Below are 21,679 nucleotides of genomic sequence, written 5' to 3' on the forward strand. Positions count from 1 at the left end.
GCGGAACGCGACCGAGCTGTCATCACCCCGTGATCGTAGTCGCCGTCCGCCGGGTCCCGCGGGCCGCTCGCGCAAGAGTGTCCGATCCAACTGCCCGCCGGGGCAAGGGTTGTAGGAAGTCATCAGCGGGGGAGGCCCGGAGTACGGCGCGGGGCGAGGGGCCTGCCGCAGCCGCGCCGTTCAGCCGCTGCATCGCTGACGCGCGGGTTCTGTGCTGAGCTGGAGAGGTGCTCGGGACACGGCATCCGCCATCCCCGGAGGTGCGTAGGCCATGCCGCACGTCCGTCTGGCCCCGCCGGCGCCGACCCGGCCGGGCATCCTTCTTCCGCGCCGCGATCTGGCGGTCGGCTGGACGCTGATGGTGCTCATCGCCGTCCTCGCGTGGGTGCTCACGATCGGGCAGGCCCGCCACATGGGCATGGAGCCCGGCACCATGGGGCTGGCGCTGCCGCTCTTCCTGCTGCTGTGGGTGGTCATGATGGCGGCGATGATGCTGCCGTCGGTGGCGCCGGTCGCCATCACCTGGGTACGGGGGATCGGCCGCCGCTCGGCGGGCCCGGCCCGTGCGCTGCACATCGCCGAGTTCGTCAGCGGCTATCTGCTGGCCTGGACCGGCTTCGGGCTGCTCGCGTACGGCGCCCTGGCGGTGACCGGACGCCTGGTGGAGGGCAACCCGGACGCCGGCCGCTGGATCGGAGCCGGGGCCTTCCTCCTCGCAGGGCTGCACCAGTTCGGGCCGCTGAAGCGGGTCTGCCTGCGGCATTGCCGCAATCCGATGTTCCAGCTCCTGCGGTACTCGCGGTTCCGGCCGTGGGCGAGGGATCTGCGGGTCGGTGCGCATCACGGGCTGTACTGCGTCGGCTGCTGCTGGGGGCTGATGATCGTCCTGATCCCGCTCGGCGTCATGAACGTGGCCGCGATGGCGGCCGTGGCCCTGGTGATCTTCCTGGAGAAGCTCTGGCGGCGGGGCCCCTGGCTGACCTGGGCCGTCGGGATCGCCTTCCTCGTCCTGGCGGCTCTGGCCCCCTTCCAGGACTGGCTGCTGCCGGGCCTGGGCGGCGCTCCCCCGATGGAGGACATGCACGAGATGGCGGGCCTGACGGCCTCGACGGCGCTGACGGCCCTGACGAGTCTGTTCTGAGCGGCGGTCCCGGCTTTGACCGGCGCAGGAGCCGGGAGGAGAATTGACGTGATGGCCCGTGCCGCCGAGCGCCCGTGGTGACGGCCGGCGGGGGAGTCGCCGTTGTGCCCCCTGCCCCCGCTCGCCCCCGCTGTGCTCCCAGCCCGGCGCAGGGCCATGTGGAGGCGATGAGATGTCCGAGACGACAGTGACCGTCCCGAGATGGCACGCGGCCGGGGACTGGTTCGACACGTGCAGGTGCAATGTTCCCTGCCCCTGCTCCTTTGCCCAGCTGCCCACGTACGGCGAATGCGACGGAGTCCTGGCCTGGCACGTACGCGAGGGCAACTACGGCGACGTACCGCTGGACGGCCTCAACGTGCTCATGCTCGGCTCGTTCGTCGGCAACGTGTGGGCCGAGCACACCGACTCCTACGGGGCGGTGTTCCTCGACGAGCGTGCCGACGACGCGCAGCGCGAAGCCCTGCAGATGATCTTCGGTGGTCAGGCGGGCAGCTGGCCCGCCGAGATGGTCACCATGTTCGGCCCCGAGATGCGGGGCATGGACTTCGCCCCGATCGAGATCGAGGTCGACGAGGACCTCGGCGGCTGGCGCGCCACGATCCCCGGCCGGGTGGAGGCGAGTGCGGTGGCTCTCACCGGGCCGACCACGCCGGAGGGCGCGCGGGTCCAGTCGACCAATCTGCCGGGCTCGGAGACCGGGCCGGGGCAGGTCGCCACCTGGGGCCGCTCCACCGCGGACCGCGCCGATGCCTTCGGCTTCCACTGGAGCCGGGAGGGCCAGTCCAGCAAGCACATCACCTTCGACTGGACCGGGCCGTAGCAGCCCGGGAGTCAGGTCGCCAGCCCACGAGTCAGGTCAGCTGGGACCACAGCGCGCGCTCGACCTCGCTGAGGGGGGCGGACGGGTCCACGCGCTCCGGATGGCCCGAGGGGGGACCCGAGAGGGAGGCGTCGGTTGCCGGCGTTGCCGGGGGGTCGGCGGCCTCGGTGGGAGGGATCGGAGGGAGGGACACTGCTCCTACGGAGATCGATCCCCAGCACAGGCCGAGTGTCTCCCAGTCCGGCACGACTTTGCGGATCCCCCGGAGGATGACTGCCCAGAGGCTTCTGCCCATCACGTGCCTCCGATTCGGATCGCTGCTGCCGGTCGGCACCAGGATGGCGACAGGCTCTTGGGCGATCATTGGGCGGCGCGCCGGAGGGAAGGTCTCGCTGACGTCGAGGCCGAGGCCGAGGGCGTGGGCGTGGAGCTGGAGCTGGAGCTGGTGCCGGTGGTCGTCATGGACCGGCCGACGCCCCGCTCGCCGGCGTGGCACCCGCTCGACGAGCTCTCCGCCGATCCCGCCCTCTGACGGCGGGCCGGCCGGCGGGCCGGCGGGCCGGGCCGCCCGTCAGTCGAGCAGGCCGGCCAGTTCGCGCCACTGGCGGTGCGGCAGCTCATCCGGGCGGGTGCCGATCACGGACAGCGAGACGTGGTCGGCACCCGCGTCCAGGTGCTCCCTGACTCGGGCGGCGATCGCGTCCCGGCCGCCCCAGACGACCAGGGAGCGCACCAGCCGCTCGGCGTCCGGGCCCGCGAGGTCGACCGAGTAGCCGAGCGTGCGCAGCATGTCCGCCCGGTTGGGCAGCGACTCCGCCACGTGGGACCAGGCCTGGTCCCGGGTCGCCCGGTCCTCGGGACCGAGCAGTACGGCCTGGAACACCCCGAGGAACGCATCAGGGCCCATCAGGGCCCGGGTGCGCGCGGTGTGCTCGACCGGCATGCCGAAAGGCACGGCGCCGGAGGCCCGTTCGGCCGCCAGCCCGAGCATCTTGCTGCCCACGGCACCGATGACCCGGGGGAGTTGCTTCGCCGCCCCGGGAGGGCCGAACGGGGCGGCGTCCATCCGGTCGAGATAGTCGCGCATGGTGGACACGCGCGGGCCGAAGGACAGCCCGCGGATCCTCTCCACGAACCAGGGGTGGCTGATCCCGAGGCCGAGCACGAAGCGGTCGCCGAAACACTCGTGCAGCGTCCGCTGCGCCTGTGCCATGGTCACCGGGTCGCGCCCGTAGACGGTGGCGACGCCGGTGGCCACCTTCAGCCGGGACGTCGCCGACAGCAGCAGCGTGGCCTGGGTCATGGCCTCCCGGCCGGAGAGCTCGCCGAGCCAGAGCGCGCCGTAGCCGAGCTCCTCGATCTCCCTGGTCGCCTCCACCGCTTGCGGGAGTGGCACGTTGTCGAACTGGTCGGTCCACAATCCGAGTCGGCCGACATCCGGCCTGACGTCATTCATCAGGACAAAACCCTTGCTCTCGCAGGTAGTTGGGCTGCAATTCACGATACGGTACGGGGCCGTTCCCTATCAATGGATTCCTTGATTGCCCGGCGCGCCGTGCCGCCGCGCCGCGGATTCGCTTGACCAGTGCCTGCCCAAGGGCGCGGGTCGAGGCTCGTCGCCGCCCATCAGGAACGTGTTCACCGCGTCCGTCTTCGCCAGATCTGTCCCGGCCAACGGGCCCACCACCCGCAATCGCGACGGTTCGACTCGCGACGTACTCCTCCGCGGTGCTCGAAGCCGGGCGGGGGTGTTGTTCACTATGGGTGGGTGGGGGTTGGCTCACAAGTGGCGGCGCGCGGCGTCCAGTCGGAGGTGTTGAGTTCATGGCGGAGGCCAACGGGCAAGCAGCCGTGATGAGTTCGGGAACGCGCAGGCGTGGCAAGGTACTGGAGGACGCCATCCTGGCCGCGACCCTCGAACAGCTGCGGACCGTCGGCTACGCAGGTCTCAGCATGGAAGGCGTCGCCGCCGGTGCCGGTACGGGCAAGGCCGCGCTGTACCGCAGATGGTCGAACCGGGAGGAACTGGTCACCTCGGCGCTCAGCAGCGTTCTGCCGAACCCCTCCGCGATCGTGCTGACCGGCGATGTGCGAGAGGACTTCCTGGCGCTCCTGGGCTGCGTGCGCGACGCCATCGCCGTCACGCACGGCACCGTCTTCCAGGTCGTCCGGAGCGAAGCCGCCGAGGCGGCCGGCGGGATGATGCACGTCGTCGTCGGCCAGCGGGTCATGGACCCGTGCCACGAGCTGCTCCTCGAGGTGCTCCGGGCCGGCGTCGGCCGGGGTCGGCTCCGGGCGGGAGCCGACTCCGAGATGGTCGCCACGGTCGGCCCGGCCATGATCGTCCACTATGTCGTGCACCAGGGTCCGAAGGTTCCGGACGATTACCTGGCATCCATCGTGGATGACATCCTCGTGCCGCTGACGGCTGCGTAAATCCCAGCCCCGGGTGATTTCCCTGATGCGGGCTTGCGCGCCCCGGCTCCGCCGGGAGCGGGCTGGTGACCCGGGTGCCGGGGTACCTGCTCTCGCTCGGCGAGAACACGCTCGACGTCCACCAGTTCCAGCAGCGCATGACCTCGGGACGCAACCACCTGCTGATGGGTCGCCTGGAGCAGACGGATCGCGGCAGCTGGCCGGCCCCCTGCTCCAGCTGATCTCCGAGATCCCGATGCGGGAGACGTTCTACCGGCCATTGACGTTGGCCCCCTATCAGGCGGATCGCCAGGCCGATGCCCTGCGTTGGGTGACCCCCAGGGCCGGCGTCGTCCTGGGGGTCACCACTCCTCGCGGGGGGCGGGATTCAATTGAGGAATGACCACCCGCTTGCACGGGTGATGAATTCGGTTATTTCTGGCTGGTGGTCATTGAGGAAGAAGTGGCCGCCGCTGAATTCACGGACCGCGCAGTCGGCGCCGGTGTGCTGCCGCCAGTCCCGCGCCTCCTCGATGCTGGTGCGGGGATCGGCGTCGCCGGTGAGCACGGAGATCGGGCAGGACACCGTCGCGCCGGGATCGCACCGGTAGGTCTCGACGGCCAGAGCCCCGAAGACGGCCTCGGCGAGCTCGGGCACGCTGCGCAGGCTCGGGTCGTTCCGGCGGTCCTGGCGGCCCGGGTACTGCACGGCCAGAACCTGGGCCGCCGGGGACAGCGCGGCGGAGAACGGGAAGTAGTAGCTGGCACTGCCTCCGGCGTGCGGCAGGCAGACCAGCCGCGGGGCAGTGGCCGGAGCCTGGTGGAAGCGCCGGATCCACACCTGGGCGTCGGTCGTGGCAAGGGTCATCGCGGTACTTCCTGGTTGTCGGTCGCGAGGCTGACGAAGACCGAGTCACCCTCGACCTTCGCGCTGTACACCGGAACCGCTTTGGTGGCCGGTTTGCTGTCGGCGTTCCCGGTGCGCAGGTCGAAGCACGAGCCGTGCAGCCAGCACTCGATCACGCCGTCGTACACCTCGCCCTCCGACAGCGCTACGTCCGAGTGCGAGCAGCGGTCCTCCAGCGCGTGCACCTGGCCGGCGCTGCGGACGACGGCCACCTGAGTCCCGTCGACGTTGACGGCGAGCACCCCTTCCTCGGGTACGTCGGCCAATGCGCAGGCGCGGACATAGCTCTGGCTCATCCCAGCTCCTTGTGGTGTCGTAGGGGCGACATTGCGTGTCGCAAGCATGGCGCCCGACCCTAAAAGCGCGCTAAGCGCTGACTGGGACGCGGCACCGCGGCCCCGACGGGCCGGCTCTCAAGCGCAGGGCCGGGAGGCGCCGACGGTCAACGCCCGTCTGGGACGCGCCGGTTGTCGAACGCCCGGCTGGGAGGCGCCGACGGTCCCGCGTCGTCCGCCGCGACGGTGATGGCCGTGACCAGCAGATCCCGGAGCATCATCCAGCGTCCCCGGAAGCAGTCCAGCCGCACACCGTCCACGCAGGTGACGTCGAACGCCGAGATCGTCTGTGGTCGAGGGTCAACCAAAAATGAGCTCGACGTCCTTGTCCAGGCAGAACTTCATGACGGCGATCAGCTCGCGGACGTCGTCGATGCGCCGCCCCAGCACGGGGTCGCTGTCACCGTGTGGCCACTGGGCGGTGATTGCCTCCAGGCGGGGCAACATGGCAGCGCATTGAGCCGGTGTCAGATCGGGACCGCTGTCATCGGGGTGATCGAGGAGCGGTGCCAGCGTGGTGGAGACGTTGCTCCACGGGCGGTCTCCGCCGAAGCCGTGCATGTCGGCGAGGGTGAACCCGTCAGCCTGTGCCAACCAGCTCCTGAACGCGGCGAAGCCGCTGTAGGACCAGGAGACGTCCGGGCTGCTCACGTCGTCGTCTCCGGGGAAGAGCATGAGACCCATCCTGCCCTCCCTGCTCGGCGAGTGCCCAGGATCAGCCGCGGGGAGGAGGGTCGGCAACCGAATTGACTGCCCTGCCCACCGGCCAGGCGACGGACTGACCTGGCCGCCATCCGCCCCCGATCAAGACCGGAGATCATCTACGGGACGGCCCTTACAACCCCAAACAGAATGATCTCCCAGGTGGTTGGATCGCTCAGGGACCTGGCTGAGTGCACCGCTGCCGACGTGTGGCCTCGTCCCGACCTGAAGTCACTGCCAGTATTTTCTTGACCGCGTCGTCGTCACTACCGGACCGAAACCCCGGACCCGCCGCTGTCGTCCACGGTGACGAGGGGACGGGGCATCGAGAAGTTGCTGGCGATCTCCATCCGGATCTCGGTGTCGCCAGCGGCCGTCCAGCAGACGCCTTGCCCGTTGCACAGTCCGTCCACGGCTGTTGACCAGTCATCCATGGCTTCGGGCGACAAACGCAACCCAAGGCGCCCGTTGGCGAAGGCGGTCGTGATGATGCGAGCCGGGGACCGGCCCAATCGGCATTCTGTTGGCGGTTGTTAGAAGGAGACCGAGCGATTTGGCTGCTGGGCGCGAGGGGCGGCACGCACCCGCGCTGGGAGCCCGTGAACTCCGCCTCGGGTGGTTGAGCCGGTGGGAACGCCCGGTACGGGTCGACGGCGCGGTGGAAGCGCCGGAGCACCTGACGGACTTCCTCGGCTACCTGGCCGTGTACGTCGGGGGCATCACGCTGCTGCCCTGGCTGCTCGGATACGGCAGCACCCGCCTGCTGCGCTTCGTACGGACTCGCCGGCACGACCCGGGAGGCCCGGACCACGCCCGGGACGCCGACCCCTCCCCGCCCGGCCCGCCGACAGACGCGCCGGATGCACCCTCGGCACCTTCGACCACCTGATCGCCCGGCTCCGCGAACCGGCCGGCAGGCCGGCGGTGGTGGTCGTACGTCACCGATCCCGCCCACGACAGATCCTGGCCGGCGGCAAGACGGTCAGGGCGGACGATGGCGTGCCCGCTATGTCCATTCCGCAGCGGATGGCCATGTCCAACAATCGCCCAGACCCGGCAAAGACGGCCGCAGAGGCGTACAAGGATATTATTTATGGTTCCGGTCCTCGTCGTCCTCGCGGTGTGTATTGCCGTCGCATATTTCAGGCCGAAGGAATCCCGTACTGGCTGTCTCCTCGTGTCGGGGGGTCTTTCTGGTGTGCGCGCTCACCCTCCTGTTGTTCCTCGTCGAGTGGAACACTCCGTAGTGATCGGAAATGCCTGGGTTCTGGGTAGAGGTCGCCACTACCTCGGGATGCCGAGCGGTCGCCCGCGTTGCGGTCCCACGTCGACAAGTTCTTCCAGGTCATCGAGCATCTTCACGACGGTGGATGGGATGGAGCTGCTGCCTACAGCCAGTCGCGCTTCTTGAAGATGACATACAGGCTCACGCAGACGACTGCCATCAGCAGGATTGCGAAGGGGTAGCCGCCCGCCCACTTCAGTTCCGGCATGTCCCCGAAGTTCATGCCGTAGATGGTTCCCACGAGTGTGGGTGCAAACAAGATGGCGGCCCACGAGGAGATCGTCTTGAAGTCGTCACCCTTACACCGCTGACCTGCGGGAATCGGTAGCGCGGGCGGTCTGACCTGCAGCAATCGACCTTCCAGGTTCTTTCACCCTGCTGCGCGTTTGTGCAGCCGATTCCCCCCAGCCGCCCCCCAACGAGGCCTCTTTCCCCCCAGATTCCCCCCAGCGGAGACTGTCTCGCCAAGAGGGCGCCGCAGGTCCGGGGGCGTCCTCCGTCGCTCACGACAGGTTACTCAGGGGAGTGGCGGCGGGGCGAGAGCAGGAAACGCAGCGGGGCTGGAGGGGCTCGGCGAGGCTGGAGGAACCGCACTGGGGACGGACCAGCGAGGGCCGGCCGATCGCTTGGGTGGGCAACGTATCCGATGACTGGTGACGATGCGACGTTGACAGGCGGAACCCCGGGCGCGCTGGGCGGCCCGCGGTCTTTCGCTGACCCTGGTCGGCGGCACTGCGGCTCTGGGATGTCGAGCCGCTCCCCCTGCTTACGCCGTGGTGGCAAGCTCCCTGCCCTGGTCGCCTCTGACGTGGGCGGCCATGCGGATTCATAGGTGTGCCGCTGTCGGTGCCCGCTCGTACGCTGTTGGCCGGCGCAGGCGCGCCGGATCCTGGAGGTGTTCATGGCACGACAGCTGACGTATGAACAGCGGATCGCTTTGATCAACAAATGGAAAACCCCCCGGGTGCTTCCGAACAGCTCCGGCTGGAGCGCGCCGAGCGCATGGTGAAACAGGCGGTGCTCCGACACGTGCCGTTCCAGGGGCTCGACATCACGGTGGCGTCGAAGGGCTCGTACCCCAACAACGCCAACGACCGCGGTGACGGCGACGTCGACATCACGGTGAAACTCAACGGCCCCTTCCATACGGAGGGGCTGGCGGCTTGGTGGTTCGGGCAGCAGGCCGTGGTCCGCCTACTCCTCTCTCCTCCTCCCCTACTGCACCTCGAAGAGCGCGCTGAACGCGATCACCGTGCTCTACGCCGATGAACTGCGCGCCGAGGGGATTCTGGTCAACGCGGTGAGTCCCGGCTACTGCGCGACCGACCTCAACCGCCACACCGGGATGCGCACGGCGGAGGAGGGCCCGGCGATGGCGGTGGGCCCGGCGATGGCGGTGGGCCCGGCGATGGCGGTGGGCCTGGCGACGGCGGGCGAGGGCGGCCCGACGGGCGCCTTCCTGGCCGAGGACGGCCCGATTCCCTGGTGAGGCCATGCCGCACCGGCTCCGCCCGAAGCCTGCCGAGCCGTCCGTCCTCATGGCGGCAGGGCCGTCCTCATGAGGACGCGGACACCAGGCGTCGGGAGATCTCCCGGGTGACCGCGGCCGCGTGGTCGGTGAGGTAGAAGTGGCCGCCGGAATAGACCTGGACCTCGAACGCGCCCGTGGTGTGCTCCGCCCAGCTCTTCGCCTCCTCCAGGTCCACCTCGGGGTCCTCGTCACCGGTCAGGACGAGGATGGGGGACGCCAGCGGAGGCCCCTCCTGGTAGCGGTAGGTCTCGGCGGCCCGGTAATCGCTGCGCAGCGCGGGCAGTACGGTCGCCAGCAGCTCCGGGTCCGCGAGCAGCACGGGGTCGGTGCCGCTCAGCCGCTTGAGGTTGGCGACGAGCAGTTCGTCGGGGAGTTCGTGAACCTGCTCCTGGCGGCTGCGGGAGGGCGCGCGCCGGCCGGAGGCGAACAGCCACAGCGGGACGATCCCCGCCGCTTCCAGGCGGACGGCGACCTCGAAGGCGAGGGTCGCTCCCAGGCTGTGGCCGAAGAGGGCCAACGGGCGGTCGGCGTAGGGCAGCAACTCGGCGGTCACCAGGTCGGCAAGCCGGCCCACGTCGTCCACACAGGGCTCGGTGCGCCGGTCCTGGCGCCCCGGGTACTGGATGGCCAGGACGTCCACGTCCGGCGAGAGGGTCCGGGACACGGGGAAGTAGAACGGGGCGGACCCGCCCGCGTGCGGAAAGCACACGAGGCGCACGGGCGCGGCCGGTGCCGGATGGAACCGGCGCACCCAGTCGCCGGTCTGCGCGGGGCTTTGGGTCATGGCGTGCCTTCCGTCGACGGATCACGCCGCACGAGCTCGTGATGGGCGTGAGCAGTGCTTCATTCAAACGCCATTCGGGGATGCGGCCAATCCCCGCCGGCCCCTCAAAGCCACTGTTCGGCACGAGCACGGAGCGGCCCTTACCACTATCGGCGCGGACCATTTCGGTGCGGTCGGGTAAGGGGCCGTTAGGGGGTGTTGCCAGTGGTGAGCACCTGCAGACTGGCCGAGCCGAACGGCGGCATACCGGCCTTTGTGGCCACCGAGTGGAGGGAATCCATGGAAGCACAGCCGGAGTTCCGTGCGGGCGATGCGATCGCTTTTCCCGGCATGGGGCCTTCCCCCTTCTCCGAGTCGGCGAAGTTCATGCTGATCAATCCCATCGCGCGCAAAATGGCCGCCGCTGCCGACGAGGTGCTCGGCTATTCCCTGGTGGATCGCTACCGCGAATCGGAGGGCGACTACTCCGAGGCCGCCCAGGTCGCGTTCCTGGTGAACTGCCTGGCGCTGGCGGCCTGGGCGCAGGAGACGCTGGGCGCACGCCCCTCGGTCTGCGCGGGGGCCAGCTTCGGGGGGAAGGCGGCCGCGGTCCACACGGGGTCCCTGGACTTCGCGGATGCGGTGTGGATGACCGCCGAGATGGCGCGACGCGAGGACGAGTACTTCGCCCGTGAGTACCGCGACGCGGTCACCCACTCCTTCGCCCGCACTCCCGGCGACCGGCTCGACGAGATCCTCGCCGAGCTGGCGGAGCGCGGTGCCTGGCACGAGATCTCGTGCCACATCGACGAGGACTTCTTCATGCTGTCCCTGGACGGCGCCGAGGTCGAGGGGCTCGATGCCCGGCTGCGCGCGGTGGGTGGCCTCCCCCTGTACAGCATGAAGCCGCCGATGCACTGCGCCGCCTTCGGCGAGCTGCGCGAGCGCATCGAGCGGGAAGTGGTGGCCGAGCTGACCTTCCGCACCCCCGAGATGCCCCTGATCGCCGACCAGGACGGCCGGGTCGTGGACTCCGGGGAGGGGGTGCGGAGGATGATTCTGGACGGCTACACGCTGCCGGTCCGCTGGCCGGAGGTGGTCTCCGGGCTGCGTGGTCAGGGGGTCAGCCGGCTCTTCATGTGCGGGCCGGACCGCCTGTTCGGCCGGGTCGCCGTCACCACCCGGAACTTCGAGGTGGTCCAGGTGGACCCGAGGACGGCGATGGCGCCCCGGCGAGGGGAGCCCGGCCCGCGCCGGGCGCCGGCTCTGCCCGCACGGAGCCCGGCCTAGGCCGCGGTGCGGCGGGAGAGCACCGACCACAAGGCGTCCGGCCGGGAGAAGTTCTCCAGGCTCAGCGCGTCGTCGACGAAGCGGATCCCGTAGGCCGACTCCAGCGCGGCGAGCAGTTCCACGGTCCCGAGGGAGTCGAGGCCGAGGTCCCGCAAGTCGGCGTCGGGGAGGAGTTCCTGCGAGGACGGCAGGAACGGCAGGTGATGGCGCAGGGTCTCTTCGAACTGCTTGTCCCACATGGGTTTCTCCACTTCTCCGACTGCTTGACGGTTCGTACGGGTGCCCGGCCGGGGCCCGTCCTGACCGAACTCCATCCGCCGGTGCCGGGACAACCCCTGGCTGCCCCTAGTGCCCGGCTTCCGACCCGAGCCAGACGAGCGCCTCGTCGCCGAGCGGCGCGCAGGCCCAGCCCCGGAGCGACCATGAACCAGAGAACCCCGGACACCCAGGTCTCCCTGCACGACCGATTCCTGCACGGACTGGCGGCCTCGCCACGCGGTACGGCCGTGCGGGTGGGCGCGGACTCGGCGAGCTACGAGCAGCTCCACGAGCTCGCGCTGGACTGGGCGGGAACGCTGACCGCCAGGGCGGGGGAGCGCCCGCGCGCCGTGGGGGTGCTGGCCAACCAGGGGATCACCGCCTACGCGGGCGTCCTGGCCGCTCTGTACGCGGGCGCCACGGTCGTACCGCTGCACGCCGGCTTCCCCGCCGCCCGGACCCGCCACATGCTGGAGCTGTCGGGGGCCTCGACGCTGATCGCCGACGAGGCGGGCCTGGCCGCACTGGCCGCGACCGGGATCGAGTTGCCGGTCCTGGCCCCGGGGACCTCCCCCGCGGGGCCGGGCAGCGCACTGTCGGAGCCGATCGCCGCGGCCGACGGGGCCACGGCGTGCATCCTCTTCACGTCCGGTTCCACCGGCCGCCCGAAGGGCGTCCCGATCAGCCACGCCAGTCTGGGGCACTACTTCCGGCTGATGGACGAACGCTACGACTTCGGACCCGACGACGTCTTCTCGCAGACTTTCGACCTGAACTTCGACTGCGCCATGTTCGATCTCTTCTGCGCCTGGGGAGCCGGGGCCACGGCCCAAGCGGTGCCCGCGCAGGCCTATCTGGACCTGCCGCGTTTCCTGGAGGACCGTCGGATGACGGTGTGGTTCTCCACGCCCAGCGCCATCTCCCTGGTCCGCCGGACCGGCGGGCTGGCTCCCGGCGGGATGCGCTCGCTGCGCTGGAGCCTGTTCGCAGGGGAGGCGCTGCGCGGTGCGGACGCCGAGGCCTGGCAGGCGGCCGCGGACCGTTCCACGCTGGAGAACATCTACGGGCCCACCGAGCTGACCATCACGGTGACCCGTCACCGCTGGTCGCCGGAGCTCTCACCGGGGCTGTGCGTCAACGGCCTGGCCCCGATCGGGGCCCTGCACGAGGGACACGCGTACGTACTGCTGGACGAGGAGGACCAACCGGCGGCGCGGGAGGGGGAGCTGTGCATCAGCGGCCCCCAGCTGACGCGCGGCTACCTGGACCCGGCGGACGACGCCGGCCGGTTCGTACGCCGCGACGGGCGCGACTGGTACCGCACCGGCGACCGGGTGCGGCTGCGGGACAACGGGGAACTGGTCTACCTGGGCCGCCTCGACACCCAGGTCCAGTTGCACGGCTGGCGGGTGGAACTGGCCGAGGTGGAGCACGCGTTGCGCGAGTGCGGGGGAGTGGAGGACGCGGTGGCGGTCACCGCCGAGGGCGCGGGCGGTACCGAGCTGGTGGTCTTCTACACCGGTGCGCAGACGGAGCCGGCCGTGCTCGCGAGGGAACTGCGACAGATCCTGCCGCGCGGCATGATGCCCCGGTACTTCCGCAACCTGCCCGAGTTCCCGCTGAACTCCAACCGCAAGACCGACCGCGGGCTGCTGACGAAGGAGGCCGCCGAGCTGGTGGGCCCGGCGGCGGAGCGGTGAGCAGGCGGAGCGGTGAGCCGGCGGAGCGGGAACGTGGCGCCGGTCAGGACGTGGTGGCTTCCGCCACGGGGGCGGTCGCCGCGCGGGTGAGGGCGGCGCGCTGCTTCGGGTCCACCCAGGACACGAGGGAGCGCAGGGCGATGCCCAGGTCCTGCCCGGTCGGTGCCCGGTCGGGGTCGACGAGCCACTGCGCCATCACGCCGGTGGCCAGGGCCTGGAAGAGCGATCCGACGGCTCGGACCGTGTCCGCTTCCTCCGGGTCGCTCGCATCGCTGGTGAGGTGCATGAACAGGTCCGCCATACCGCTGCGTCCCTGCTCGATGCCCTCGCTCAGCGCCTCGCGCACCAGTTCCACGTGGTCCATCTGAGCGAAGATCTCCATGCTCGCCAGCCACAACTGACGGTGCGTCGTGAACTGCTCGATGACCTTGCTCCAGATGCTCTCGAAGCGCGCGATGGGATCGGCGGGGTCTTCGTCGGGCAGCGGATCGGACATGATCGCGCGCTGCAGCTCCTCGGTGGAGTCCTGCAGGGCGGCGATGAGCGCCTGGTTGAGCAGCGCTTCCTTCGATCCGTAGTGGTAGCCGATGGAAGCGAGGTTCGTCCCCGACGCGGCCACGATGTCGCGGGCCGTGGTGCGGGCGTAACCCTTCTCGATCAGGCAGCGCTTGGCACCGACCAGCAGGTCTTCACGATGTCCCATGCCGCGAAGCCTACCCCAGTTTCAAACAGATGTCTTATACATCGACTGTCTTATACAAATGACTTGTACAAACGTCTTGGACCGCTGTATATTTGCCGTCATGACTGAACCTGGCTCTCTGGCCGGGCGTAAAGAATGGATAGCGCTAGCTGCGCTGACCGTCGCGCCCATCGTGATTTCCATGGATCTGACGGTGCTGTACTTCGCAGTGCCGTCCATCGCCGGCAGCCTCCAGCCGACCGGTACCGAACAGCTGTGGATGATCGACATCTACGGCTTCATGCTCGCCGGCCTCCTCATCAGCATGGGGACCATCGGCGACGTGATCGGACGCCGCCGCCTGATGCTGATCGGCGCCGGCCTCTTCGGCCTCGCCTCCGTCGCCGCCACCCTGGCGGACAGCCCGGGGATGCTGATCGCGGCCCGTGCGGCCCAGGGCGTGGCAGCCGCCACCCTGATGCCGTCGGCACTGGCCCTGGTGCGCTCCCTCTTCGAGAACGACAAGCAGCGCCGCGGCGCCATCGCGATCTTCTCCACCGGGATGGCCCTGGGAACCGGCCTCGGGCCGGTGATCAGCGGTCTGCTCCTCAGCCACTACTGGTGGGGCTCGATCTTCCTGATCAACATTCCGATCATCGCGGTGCTGCTCGTGGCGGTGCCGTTCCTCGTCCCCGAGAGCCACGTGCCCAAGGAGAAGCGCTCCCGCTTCGACCCGGTCACCGCCCTGCTCTCGCTCGTCGCCGTGCTCAGCCTGATCTGGGGCGTCAAGGAACTGGCGATCAACGGTTTCACCCCGGAGCGGGCGGGCGCCGTGGCCCTCGGTCTGATCGCGGGGGCGGCCCTGCTGCTGCGTCAGCGCGGCCTCGCCTCGCCCATGATCGACCTCAAGCTGTTCGGCAACCGCGGTTTCGGTCCCGTGCTGCTGCTCAGCATGACCGCGTTCTTCTGCGTCATCGGCTTCGGTCTCTTCAGCACCCAGTACCTGCTCGACGTACTGGACATGTCCCCGATGATCGCCGGCTGCTGGATGCTGGTCACCCCGGTGGCCACCGGATTCCTGGCATCGATGGCCACCCAGCTGGTCAACAAGATCCGGCCGGCCTACGTGATCGCCGGCGCGCTGCTCCTCGCCGGGGCCGGCTTCTTCCTGATGACCCGGCTCGGCACCGAGCAGCAGCTGTGGCTGGTCATCCCGGCCATCGCCCTGGTCGGAGCCGGCACGTCCACCACGCTCGTCCTGCTCACCGACGTGGTGGTCACGGTCTCCCCGCCGGAGCGCACCGGGGCGGTCTCCGCCCTCCAGCGCACCTTCCAGGAGTTCGGCGGCGCGAGCGGCATCGCGATCTTCGGCAGCATCGGTACCGCCCTGTACGTGTCCCGGCTGGACGAGGAACTCCCGGCCGCGAAGGAGCTGCCGGACACGGTGCACGACACCTTCGGTGCCACTCTGGCCGAGGCGGCCACGTACACGGGCGACCGTGGCGCGGAACTGGCGAGCGCCGCCCGTGACGCCTTCACCACCTCGATGAACAACGTCGCGTGGCTGGGCATCGGACTGACCGTCCTCGCCGCGGTCTTCGCGGTCCTGCGGCTGCGCCACTTGTCGTACGAGGGACAGCAGGGACAGGCCGACGAGGCCGAAGAGGATCAGGCCACCCCGGTGGCCCACCCGTCCTGACCGGCGGGCCCCTCCTCGGGAGGGCCGCCGGCGCGACGGAGGTGACAACACAGAGCTCTCCGCCGGATCCGACCCCCAGGGGGCCGGATCCGGCGGAGAGCTCTGTCGTGCCTGAGGCCCGAAGGGTACGGCGCACGGCGCGTCACGCGCCGTGCGCCGCACGCCCTGCGCGATCCGTCAGGAACGCAGCAGTTCCAGCAGCGCGGCCCGGTCGGTCTTGCCGTTGCGGGTCACCGGGAACTCGTCGAGCACCCGCAGCTCGCGGGGAACCATGTACGTGGGCAGCGTCTCCTTGCAGAAGGCGCTGAGCCGCGCCGGGACCAGGGCCGGCGCGTTCGCCTCCTGGACCAGGCAGACGCCGAGGACCGCCTCGCCGTCCTCCCCCTTCGGCACCACGAGGGCGACGGCCGCGGCCACCCCCGGGTACCCGGTGATCCTGCGCTCCACCTCGCCCAGCTCCACACGGTTGCCGCGGATCTTCACCTGCGCGTCGATCCGCCCGCAGAAGTAGAACTCGCCGTCCTCCCCGCGGTACGCGAGGTCCCCGGACCGGTACACGCGCTGGCCCGAGGCGGGGTTGAGCGGGTCGGGCACCAGGGCGGCCGCGGTCCCCTCGGGGTCGCCCCAGTAGCCGGTGAACAGGGAGGGCCCGCGCATGTGGATCTCACCCGTGCGCCCGGTCCCCTCGATCACCGTGCCGTCCTCGTCCACCAGCATCATCTCGGCGCCGTCGTAGGCCCGCCCGATCGACAGCCGGTCCGCATCGGCCGGCAGCGGGTGGGGCACGTCGGTGAGCGAGAAGGCCATGGCCTCGGTGGGGCCGAAGCAGTTCACGATCCGCACGGCCGGCAGCAGCTGCCGCAGCGCCCGCAGCTCGGGCAGCGGGAACGGCTCACCCGAGAACAGGACCCCGCGCACCTGGTCGAGCTGCGCCACCAGCTCCGCCTCGTGGCGCAGCGCGGGCCGCCACATCGAGGGCACTCCGTTGACCTGGGTGGCCCCCGACTCCTTGAGGAACCGCAGCAGCCGCCGCGGCCAGGTCACCATGGCCCGAGGCACCGGGATCAGGGTGGCTCCGCTCCCGAGCGCCAGGCCGATGTCCAGCAGCGCGAAGTCGAACTGGAGCGGGGACGTGGTCGCGACCCGGTCGCCCGGACCGACGATCCCCTTGCGCAGCATGCCGCGGTAGAAGGCGAGCACCCCGCGGTGGCTCATCGCGACGCCCTTGGGGCGGCCCGTGGTTCCCGAGGTGAAGATGACGTACGCGAGGTCGGTGGTGGCGGCGCTGCGGCGGTAGCGCACCCGCTCCCGCGGAGCCCGCTCCACCTCCAGCCCGGCCGGACCGAAGCGGGCCAGGCCGACGTCCCCGGGCAGGGCCCCGGCCTCGCGCAGCCCGTCCGCGGCCTGAAGGTGCAGCGCCGGGGTGGCCGCCTCGGCGATGGCCTCCAGCCGCTTGGCCGGGGTCTCCGGGCTCACCGGTACGAAGGTCAGCCCGGCCATCGAACAGGCCAGCAGGGCGGCCACGGCGCAGGCGGAGGTGTCCGACTCCAGCAGGACCCGGTCCCCGACGTCCAACCCCATCCCGGTCAGGGCCCCGGCGTACTCATGGGCCAGCGCCTCCAGTTCGCCGTACGAGTACACGCGCGGCTCCCCGTCGGCGGAGGCTTCCGTCACGGCCGCCCGGCCGGGGTCGGTGCGTGCCGTCTCCAGCATGAACTCGTGGAGGAAATCAGGCGGTGTGCCTGTGGTCGTGTGAGATTCCAGCAAAGCCGTCACGATTGGTCCCTTGTCTGCCGGTGATGCCCCGCGGAGGGAAATTCCAACGATTCAGTATCACGGGCAGGTTGGCCCGGCAATAATCGTCGGCTATTTCCCCGGTGTAAACAGTGGGCATTCTCCGGGAGGGATGTTTCCGCTGTACGTCGGGGTCTTGTTCCCGGGGTATTGCCTAGGGGGGCCTAGGGGTTCATCGACCCACTTCCTCTCCGTACGGTGCAGTTTTGCCAGTGTCTTCAAGTGAAACCTGCCCACGATCAGAAGCAGAAACGCGGAGAGTCTCGATGACCAAGCCCGGCCAGGTCGGTTCCGATGGCGAGCACCTCCCGACGGAGCGGCAAGCCCTGACCCGTGAGTTGGAAGGCCTGCCCGGTTCCGAGCAGTCCCGCGTCCTCCTCGACCTGGTCGTCGAACAGGCCCGCCAGGTCCTGCGCCGGGTCCGCCCGGCGCAGGAGCCCTCGATCGACCCGGCGCTTCCCTTCAAGACGCTGGGACTCGACTCCCTCGCGCTCGTCGAGGTCCACGCCCGGCTCAACGCGGCCACCGGCCTGGCCCTGCCCGTCACGGTGCCCTTCGACCACCCGACGCCCATCCTGCTCGCTGCGCACCTGCGCGCCGAACTCCTCGGTGAGCAGGACGCCGCGCCGGAACTCCCGCAGCGCCCCTCGGAGGACGAGCCCATCGCGGTCGTCGGCATCGGCTGCCACCTCCCCGGCGGCATCGACAGTCCCGAGCAGCTGTGGCAGGTCGTGTCCGACGGACGCACCGTGGTCGGTCCCTTCCCTTCCGACCGGGGCTGGGACCTCGACCACCTCTTCGACCCGGACCCCGACGCCTCCGGCCGCAGCTACGCGAGCACCGGCGGCTTCCTGGAGCGGGCAGCCGAGTTCGACGCGGACTTCTTCGGCATCAGCCCCCGCGAGGCACTGGCCATGGAACCCCAGCAGCGGCTCCTCCTGGAGACCTCCTGGGAGGCCCTGGAGCGGGCCGGGATCGCCCCCACCGCGCTGCGCGGCAGCCGCACCGGCGTGTTCGTCGGCGCCGGAGCACTCGAATACGGCCCCCGCTCCCACGAACCCTCCGCCGGACTCGACGGCTACCTGCTGACCGGCAGCGCCCTCAGCATCGCCTCCGGACGCATCGCCTACGCCCTCGGCCTGGAAGGCCCCGCGCTCACCGTCGACACCGCCTGCTCGGGCTCCCTGGTCGCCCTCCACCTCGCCGTCCAGTCCCTGTACCGCGGCGAATGCGGGCTGGCGCTGGCCGCCGGAGCCACCCTGATGGGCAGCCCCGCGGTCTTCACCGAGTTCAGCCGCCAGCGCGGACTCGCCCCCGACGGCCTCATCAAGGCGTTCGCCGAGGCCGCGGACGGCACCGCGTTCGGCGAGGGCGTCGCCGTACTGGTCCTCGAACGGCTCTCCGACGCGCAGCGCAACGGGCACCCGATCCTCGGGGTCATCCGTGCCAGCGCCATCAACCAGGACGGCGCCAGCAACGGCCTCACCGCGCCCAGCGGAGCCGCCCAGCGCAAGCTGATCCGCGAGACGCTGGCCACGGCGGGCCTCACCACCGCGGACGTGGACGCGGTGGAGGCCCACGGCACGGGCACCACCCTCGGTGACCCGGTGGAGGCGCAGGCCCTGCTGGCCACCTACGGCCAGGAGCGGCTCGAGGACCGGCCGCTGTGGCTCGGTTCCGTCAAATCGAACCTCGGCCACACCCAGGCCGCGGGCGGCGCCGTCGGCATCATCAAGATGATCATGGCGATGCGCCACGAGGTACTGCCCAGGACCCTGCACGTGGACGGCCCCTCGCCGAACGTCGACTGGTCCGCGGGCAACATCGAGCTCCTCACCAGCGAGCAGCCCTGGCCGCGCGGCGAGCGCCCGCGCCGCGCCGGCGTGTCCGCGTTCGGAGTGAGCGGCACCAACGCCCACGTGATCGTGGAGGAACCGCCCGCGACCGAGCCCGCCCCACCGACGGCGGCGGAGCCCGCGGCGCTCACCCCCCTCGTCGTGACCGCGAGGAACGAGCAGGCGCTGCGGGCCCAGGCCCGCAACCTGCTGACCTTCGCCGAGGCCCACCCGGACACCGCCCCGGCCGACCTCGGCCACGCGCTCGGCACCACCCGCGCCCTGCTCGGCCACCGGGCCGTCCTCCTCGCCGCGGGCCGCGACGAACTCCTCCAGGGCCTGCGCACCGTGGCGGACGGCGCCGCCGACCCCGCCGTGTTCCGCGGCACCGCCTCCGGCGGACGCCTCGCCTTCCTCTTCACGGGCCAGGGCAGTCAGCGCATCGGCATGGGCGCACGGCTGTACGACACCCAGCCGGTCTTCCGCCACGCCCTGGAGGAGGCCGTAGGCCACCTCGACCTGCAACTCGAACACTCGCTGTGGGACGTCCTGTTCGCCGAACCCGACTCGGACGGGGCACGCCTGCTCGACCAGACCGCGTACGCCCAGTGCGCGTTGTTCGCCGTGGAGACGGCGCTCTTCCGGCTGCTGGAGTCCTGGGGGCTGCGCGCCGACTTCCTGTGCGGCCACTCCATCGGCGAGCTGGCCGCCGCCCACGCCGCGGGCGTCCTCTCCCTGGAGGACGCCGCCACGCTCGTGGCCGCCCGCGGCCGCCTCATGCAGGAACTCCCCTCCGGCGGCGCGATGCTCGCGGTGCAGGCCACCGAGGAGGAGGTCCTGCCGCTGCTCGGAGCCCAGGTGGGCATCGCCGCCGTCAACGGCCCCGACTCCGTCGTCGTCTCCGGCGCCGAGGAGGCGGTGGAGGAGATCGGCCGCCACTTCAAGGACGCCGGCCGCCGCACCTCTCGGCTCCGGGTGAGCCACGCCTTCCACTCGCCGCTGATGGAACCGATGCTCGACGAGTTCCGCCGCGTCGCGCAGATCGTCACCTACCACCGGCCGAACATCCCCCTCGTCTCCAACCTCACCGGGCTGCCCGCGCGGCCCGAGGAACTGTGCACGCCCGAGTACTGGGTCCGGCACGTGCGCGAAGCGGTCCGCTTCCACGACAGCGTGCTCCGGCTCGCCGACAGCGGGGTGGACACCTTCCTGGAACTGGGCCCGGACCCCGTGCTCTCCGTGCTCGCCCAGAACGCGCTCGACGGCCGGCCGGGCACCCCCGCCTTCGCCGCCCTGCTCCGGCGCGACCACGACGAGGAACGCCAGGCCCTCTCCGGGCTGGCCCTCGCCCACGCCCGCGGCGCGCACGTCGACTGGCACGCCCACCACGCCGACCGCACCACGCTCCCCGTCGAGCTGCCGACGTACGCCTTCCAGCGGCGCCGGTTCTGGCTGACCCCGCCGATCCCGCACGGGCAGGCCGCCGGCCTGGGCCAGACCGCCGCCGAACACCCCCTGCTCGGGGCCGTGGTGGAACTCGCCGGCTCCGACTCCGTGGTCCTCACCGGCAACCTCTCCCTGAGCAGCCACCCGTGGCTCGCCGACCACGTCATCGCCGGCACCACCCTGGTGCCCGGCACCGCCTTCGTGGAACTGGCCGTCGCGGCCGGCGCCCGGGCCGGCGTGCCGCGGGTCGTCGAACTGACCCTGGAAGCACCGCTGGTCCTCCCTGACGAGGGCGGCATCACGCTCCAGATCGCGGTGGGCGAGCCCGACGCCTCGGGCGGGCGTACGGTCGCCTGCTACTCGCGCCCGCAGGAGGCCACCCCCGAAACCCCCTGGGAGCGCCACGCCAGCGGCCTCCTCGACGCCGGCTCCGCCGTACCGCCCGCCGCCGACTCCTTCGGCCTGACGGCCTGGCCGCCCCCGGGCGCCGAGCCCGTCGACACGACCGGCCTCTACGCGAAGCTCGCCGACCAGGGCTACGGATACGGCCCGCTCTTCCAGGCCGTCCGCTCCGTCTGGCGGCGCGACGGCGAGGTGTTCGCCGAGGTGGCGCTGCCGGAGGAAGCGGGCTCCGAAGCCCGGGACTTCGGACTGCACCCGGCGCTGCTCGACGCCGCCATGCACGCGGCGGAACTCGGCTCTGGCGAACCGCTGCCCGAGGGGACCAGGGTGCCGTTCTCCTGGAACGGCGTGGAACTCCACGCGGCCGGGGCCGAGTCGCTGCGCGTGCGCATCACGACGAAGGGAGCCGACGAACTGTCACTCACCGTTGCGGATGGTGTGGGTGTGCCGGTTGCGGTGGTGGGTTCGTTGGTGTCGCGTGCGGTGTCGGCGGAGCAGTTGGTTGTGGCGGGTCGTGGTCGGTCGGGTGGTGGGTTGTTCCGGCTGGGTTGGGATCCGTTGGCTGTGGTTGATGGTGTGGTGGGTGTTGATCTGCCGTTGTTGGGTGGGTTGGTTGAGGGTGGTGTTGTTCCGCCGGTGGTGTTGTTCGATGCCGGTGGGGTGGTGTTGCC

23 protein-coding genes and 1 pseudogene are annotated in these 21,679 nt (G+C 70.7%); 13 read left to right on the forward strand and 11 right to left on the reverse strand.

The window, feature by feature from the left end; translation table 11 throughout:
- Positions 1 to 271: 271 nt before the first annotated feature.
- Positions 272 to 1,141 (forward strand): DUF2182 domain-containing protein, encoded by an 870-nt coding sequence (locus ABZY57_RS18520; protein WP_356513154.1) that lies wholly within the window; start codon positions 272 to 274, stop codon positions 1,139 to 1,141.
- 172 nt (positions 1,142 to 1,313) lie between these two features.
- Positions 1,314 to 1,964 carry a DUF1326 domain-containing protein gene (locus ABZY57_RS18525; protein ID WP_356513156.1) on the forward strand — a complete coding sequence of 217 codons (651 nt, stop codon included), beginning with the start codon at positions 1,314 to 1,316 and terminating at the stop codon, positions 1,962 to 1,964.
- A gap of 31 nt (positions 1,965 to 1,995) precedes the next feature.
- Here ABZY57_RS18525 and ABZY57_RS18530 read toward each other — a convergent pair whose 3' ends face one another.
- Positions 1,996 to 2,328: a DUF6059 family protein gene (locus ABZY57_RS18530; RefSeq protein WP_356513158.1), complete on the reverse strand. Its 333-nt coding sequence runs from the start codon at positions 2,326 to 2,328 to the stop codon at positions 1,996 to 1,998.
- On the opposite strand from ABZY57_RS18530, the gene ABZY57_RS18535 reads away from it, so the two are divergent.
- Positions 2,317 to 2,496, forward strand: a complete 180-nt coding sequence (locus ABZY57_RS18535) for a hypothetical protein (RefSeq protein ID WP_356513160.1) — start codon at positions 2,317 to 2,319, stop codon at positions 2,494 to 2,496. The genes ABZY57_RS18530 and ABZY57_RS18535 overlap by 12 nt on opposite strands.
- Before the next feature lie 39 nt (positions 2,497 to 2,535).
- Here the strand turns inward: ABZY57_RS18535 and ABZY57_RS18540 are convergent, their stop codons facing one another.
- Positions 2,536 to 3,420 carry a TIGR03620 family F420-dependent LLM class oxidoreductase gene (locus ABZY57_RS18540; RefSeq protein WP_356513162.1) on the reverse strand — a complete coding sequence of 295 codons (885 nt, stop codon included), beginning with the start codon at positions 3,418 to 3,420 and terminating at the stop codon, positions 2,536 to 2,538.
- Positions 3,421 to 3,818: 398 nt separating this feature from the next.
- Between ABZY57_RS18540 and ABZY57_RS18545 the strand changes: the two genes are divergently transcribed.
- From ABZY57_RS18545 to ABZY57_RS18555, 3 genes are all read left to right on the forward strand, one after another.
- Positions 3,819 to 4,400 carry a TetR-like C-terminal domain-containing protein gene (locus tag ABZY57_RS18545; RefSeq protein ID WP_356513164.1) on the forward strand — a complete coding sequence of 194 codons (582 nt, stop codon included), beginning with the start codon at positions 3,819 to 3,821 and terminating at the stop codon, positions 4,398 to 4,400.
- A gap of 65 nt (positions 4,401 to 4,465) precedes the next feature.
- Positions 4,466 to 4,621 (forward strand): hypothetical protein, encoded by a 156-nt coding sequence (locus ABZY57_RS18550; RefSeq protein ID WP_356513166.1) that lies wholly within the window; start codon positions 4,466 to 4,468, stop codon positions 4,619 to 4,621.
- A gap of 14 nt (positions 4,622 to 4,635) precedes the next feature.
- Positions 4,636 to 4,782, forward strand: coding sequence for a hypothetical protein (locus ABZY57_RS18555; RefSeq protein ID WP_356513168.1), 147 nt, complete (start codon positions 4,636 to 4,638; stop codon positions 4,780 to 4,782).
- Here the strand turns inward: ABZY57_RS18555 and ABZY57_RS18560 are convergent.
- The 4 genes from ABZY57_RS18560 to ABZY57_RS18575 form a co-directional block, all read right to left on the reverse strand.
- A complete protein-coding gene (locus ABZY57_RS18560; RefSeq protein WP_356513170.1) occupies positions 4,768 to 5,247 on the reverse strand; it encodes a thioesterase domain-containing protein in 480 nt (159 codons plus the stop codon). The genes ABZY57_RS18555 and ABZY57_RS18560 overlap by 15 nt on opposite strands.
- Positions 5,244 to 5,582: a non-heme iron oxygenase ferredoxin subunit gene (locus ABZY57_RS18565; RefSeq protein WP_356513172.1), complete on the reverse strand. Its 339-nt coding sequence runs from the start codon at positions 5,580 to 5,582 to the stop codon at positions 5,244 to 5,246. The genes ABZY57_RS18560 and ABZY57_RS18565 overlap by 4 nt, the downstream gene beginning before the upstream one ends.
- A gap of 339 nt (positions 5,583 to 5,921) precedes the next feature.
- Positions 5,922 to 6,305 (reverse strand): hypothetical protein, encoded by a 384-nt coding sequence (locus ABZY57_RS18570; protein WP_356513174.1) that lies wholly within the window; start codon positions 6,303 to 6,305, stop codon positions 5,922 to 5,924.
- Between the two features lie 284 nt (positions 6,306 to 6,589).
- Positions 6,590 to 6,835, reverse strand: a complete 246-nt coding sequence (locus ABZY57_RS18575) for a DUF5959 family protein (protein ID WP_356513176.1) — start codon at positions 6,833 to 6,835, stop codon at positions 6,590 to 6,592.
- A 41-nt stretch (positions 6,836 to 6,876) separates the two neighbouring features.
- Between ABZY57_RS18575 and ABZY57_RS18580 the strand changes: the two genes are divergently transcribed.
- On the forward strand, positions 6,877 to 7,212 hold the full coding sequence (locus ABZY57_RS18580; RefSeq protein WP_356513178.1) for a hypothetical protein: 336 nt from the start codon (positions 6,877 to 6,879) through the stop codon (positions 7,210 to 7,212).
- A gap of 499 nt (positions 7,213 to 7,711) precedes the next feature.
- On the opposite strand, the pseudogene ABZY57_RS18585 reads toward ABZY57_RS18580, so the two are convergent.
- Positions 7,712 to 7,903 (reverse strand): annotated as a pseudogene (locus tag ABZY57_RS18585) (CorA family divalent cation transporter); the annotation flags it as partial.
- Between the two features lie 653 nt (positions 7,904 to 8,556).
- Between ABZY57_RS18585 and ABZY57_RS18590 the strand changes: the two are divergent.
- Positions 8,557 to 8,877, forward strand: coding sequence for a hypothetical protein (locus ABZY57_RS18590; RefSeq protein WP_356513180.1), 321 nt, complete (start codon positions 8,557 to 8,559; stop codon positions 8,875 to 8,877).
- Positions 8,861 to 9,097 carry a hypothetical protein gene (locus tag ABZY57_RS18595; RefSeq protein ID WP_356513182.1) on the forward strand — a complete coding sequence of 79 codons (237 nt, stop codon included), beginning with the start codon at positions 8,861 to 8,863 and terminating at the stop codon, positions 9,095 to 9,097. Before ABZY57_RS18590 ends, ABZY57_RS18595 begins: the two co-directional genes overlap by 17 nt.
- A 67-nt stretch (positions 9,098 to 9,164) precedes the next feature.
- Here the strand turns inward: ABZY57_RS18595 and ABZY57_RS18600 are convergent, their stop codons facing one another.
- Positions 9,165 to 9,923: an alpha/beta fold hydrolase gene (locus tag ABZY57_RS18600; RefSeq protein ID WP_356513184.1), complete on the reverse strand. Its 759-nt coding sequence runs from the start codon at positions 9,921 to 9,923 to the stop codon at positions 9,165 to 9,167.
- A 279-nt stretch (positions 9,924 to 10,202) separates the two neighbouring features.
- On the opposite strand from ABZY57_RS18600, the gene ABZY57_RS18605 reads away from it, so the two are divergent.
- Positions 10,203 to 11,192 (forward strand): ACP S-malonyltransferase, encoded by a 990-nt coding sequence (locus tag ABZY57_RS18605; RefSeq protein WP_356513186.1) that lies wholly within the window; start codon positions 10,203 to 10,205, stop codon positions 11,190 to 11,192.
- Here ABZY57_RS18605 and ABZY57_RS18610 read toward each other — a convergent pair.
- The gene (locus tag ABZY57_RS18610) at positions 11,189 to 11,431 is read right to left on the reverse strand and encodes an acyl carrier protein (protein WP_356513188.1); all 243 of its coding nucleotides are present in this window, start codon (positions 11,429 to 11,431) and stop codon (positions 11,189 to 11,191) included. The genes ABZY57_RS18605 and ABZY57_RS18610 overlap by 4 nt on opposite strands.
- A 183-nt stretch (positions 11,432 to 11,614) precedes the next feature.
- Between ABZY57_RS18610 and ABZY57_RS18615 the strand changes: the two genes are divergently transcribed.
- Positions 11,615 to 13,150, forward strand: coding sequence for an AMP-binding protein (locus tag ABZY57_RS18615; protein ID WP_356513190.1), 1,536 nt, complete (start codon positions 11,615 to 11,617; stop codon positions 13,148 to 13,150).
- A 43-nt stretch (positions 13,151 to 13,193) separates the two neighbouring features.
- Here the strand turns inward: ABZY57_RS18615 and ABZY57_RS18620 are convergent, their stop codons facing one another.
- Complete coding sequence (locus ABZY57_RS18620; RefSeq protein WP_356513192.1) at positions 13,194 to 13,853, reverse strand: helix-turn-helix domain-containing protein; 660 nt, start codon at positions 13,851 to 13,853, stop codon at positions 13,194 to 13,196.
- A gap of 100 nt (positions 13,854 to 13,953) precedes the next feature.
- On the opposite strand from ABZY57_RS18620, the gene ABZY57_RS18625 reads away from it, so the two are divergent.
- Positions 13,954 to 15,531, forward strand: coding sequence for an MFS transporter (locus ABZY57_RS18625; protein ID WP_356513194.1), 1,578 nt, complete (start codon positions 13,954 to 13,956; stop codon positions 15,529 to 15,531).
- A 177-nt stretch (positions 15,532 to 15,708) separates the two neighbouring features.
- Here the strand turns inward: ABZY57_RS18625 and ABZY57_RS18630 are convergent, their stop codons facing one another.
- Entirely contained in the window at positions 15,709 to 17,244 is a 1,536-nt protein-coding gene (locus tag ABZY57_RS18630) for an amino acid adenylation domain-containing protein (RefSeq protein WP_356513196.1), read from the reverse strand.
- 347 nt (positions 17,245 to 17,591) lie between these two features.
- On the opposite strand from ABZY57_RS18630, the gene ABZY57_RS18635 reads away from it, so the two are divergent.
- Positions 17,592 to 21,679: beta-ketoacyl synthase N-terminal-like domain-containing protein (locus tag ABZY57_RS18635; RefSeq protein ID WP_356513198.1), on the forward strand; the 4,088-nt coding region annotated here is incomplete at its 3' end.

This window comes from Streptomyces sp. NPDC006450, from assembly GCF_040612195.1.
Classification (GTDB): Bacteria; Actinomycetota; Actinomycetes; order Streptomycetales; family Streptomycetaceae; genus Streptomyces.

Excerpts from the sequence above, each read along its gene's own strand:
- ABZY57_RS18555 (WP_356513168.1), top strand. The coding sequence starts at position 4,636 with ATGCGGGAGACGTTCTACCGGCCATTGACGTTGGCCCCCTATCAGGCG.
- ABZY57_RS18600 (WP_356513184.1), bottom strand. The coding sequence starts at position 9,923 with ATGACCCAAAGCCCCGCGCAGACCGGCGACTGGGTGCGCCGGTTCCAT.
- ABZY57_RS18630 (WP_356513196.1), bottom strand. The coding sequence starts at position 17,244 with ATGCTGGAGACGGCACGCACCGACCCCGGCCGGGCGGCCGTGACGGAA.
- ABZY57_RS18620 (WP_356513192.1), bottom strand. The coding sequence starts at position 13,853 with ATGGGACATCGTGAAGACCTGCTGGTCGGTGCCAAGCGCTGCCTGATC.
- ABZY57_RS18545 (WP_356513164.1), top strand. The coding sequence starts at position 3,819 with ATGAGTTCGGGAACGCGCAGGCGTGGCAAGGTACTGGAGGACGCCATC.
- ABZY57_RS18610 (WP_356513188.1), bottom strand. The coding sequence starts at position 11,431 with ATGTGGGACAAGCAGTTCGAAGAGACCCTGCGCCATCACCTGCCGTTC.
- ABZY57_RS18565 (WP_356513172.1), bottom strand. The coding sequence starts at position 5,582 with ATGAGCCAGAGCTATGTCCGCGCCTGCGCATTGGCCGACGTACCCGAG.
- ABZY57_RS18615 (WP_356513190.1), top strand. The coding sequence starts at position 11,615 with ATGAACCAGAGAACCCCGGACACCCAGGTCTCCCTGCACGACCGATTC.
- ABZY57_RS18570 (WP_356513174.1), bottom strand. The coding sequence starts at position 6,305 with ATGGGTCTCATGCTCTTCCCCGGAGACGACGACGTGAGCAGCCCGGAC.
- ABZY57_RS18605 (WP_356513186.1), top strand. The coding sequence starts at position 10,203 with ATGGAAGCACAGCCGGAGTTCCGTGCGGGCGATGCGATCGCTTTTCCC.
- ABZY57_RS18540 (WP_356513162.1), bottom strand. The coding sequence starts at position 3,420 with ATGAATGACGTCAGGCCGGATGTCGGCCGACTCGGATTGTGGACCGAC.
- ABZY57_RS18560 (WP_356513170.1), bottom strand. The coding sequence starts at position 5,247 with ATGACCCTTGCCACGACCGACGCCCAGGTGTGGATCCGGCGCTTCCAC.
- ABZY57_RS18525 (WP_356513156.1), top strand. The coding sequence starts at position 1,314 with ATGTCCGAGACGACAGTGACCGTCCCGAGATGGCACGCGGCCGGGGAC.
- ABZY57_RS18520 (WP_356513154.1), top strand. The coding sequence starts at position 272 with ATGCCGCACGTCCGTCTGGCCCCGCCGGCGCCGACCCGGCCGGGCATC.
- ABZY57_RS18590 (WP_356513180.1), top strand. The coding sequence starts at position 8,557 with ATGGAAAACCCCCCGGGTGCTTCCGAACAGCTCCGGCTGGAGCGCGCC.
- ABZY57_RS18530 (WP_356513158.1), bottom strand. The coding sequence starts at position 2,328 with ATGATCGCCCAAGAGCCTGTCGCCATCCTGGTGCCGACCGGCAGCAGC.
- ABZY57_RS18625 (WP_356513194.1), top strand. The coding sequence starts at position 13,954 with ATGACTGAACCTGGCTCTCTGGCCGGGCGTAAAGAATGGATAGCGCTA.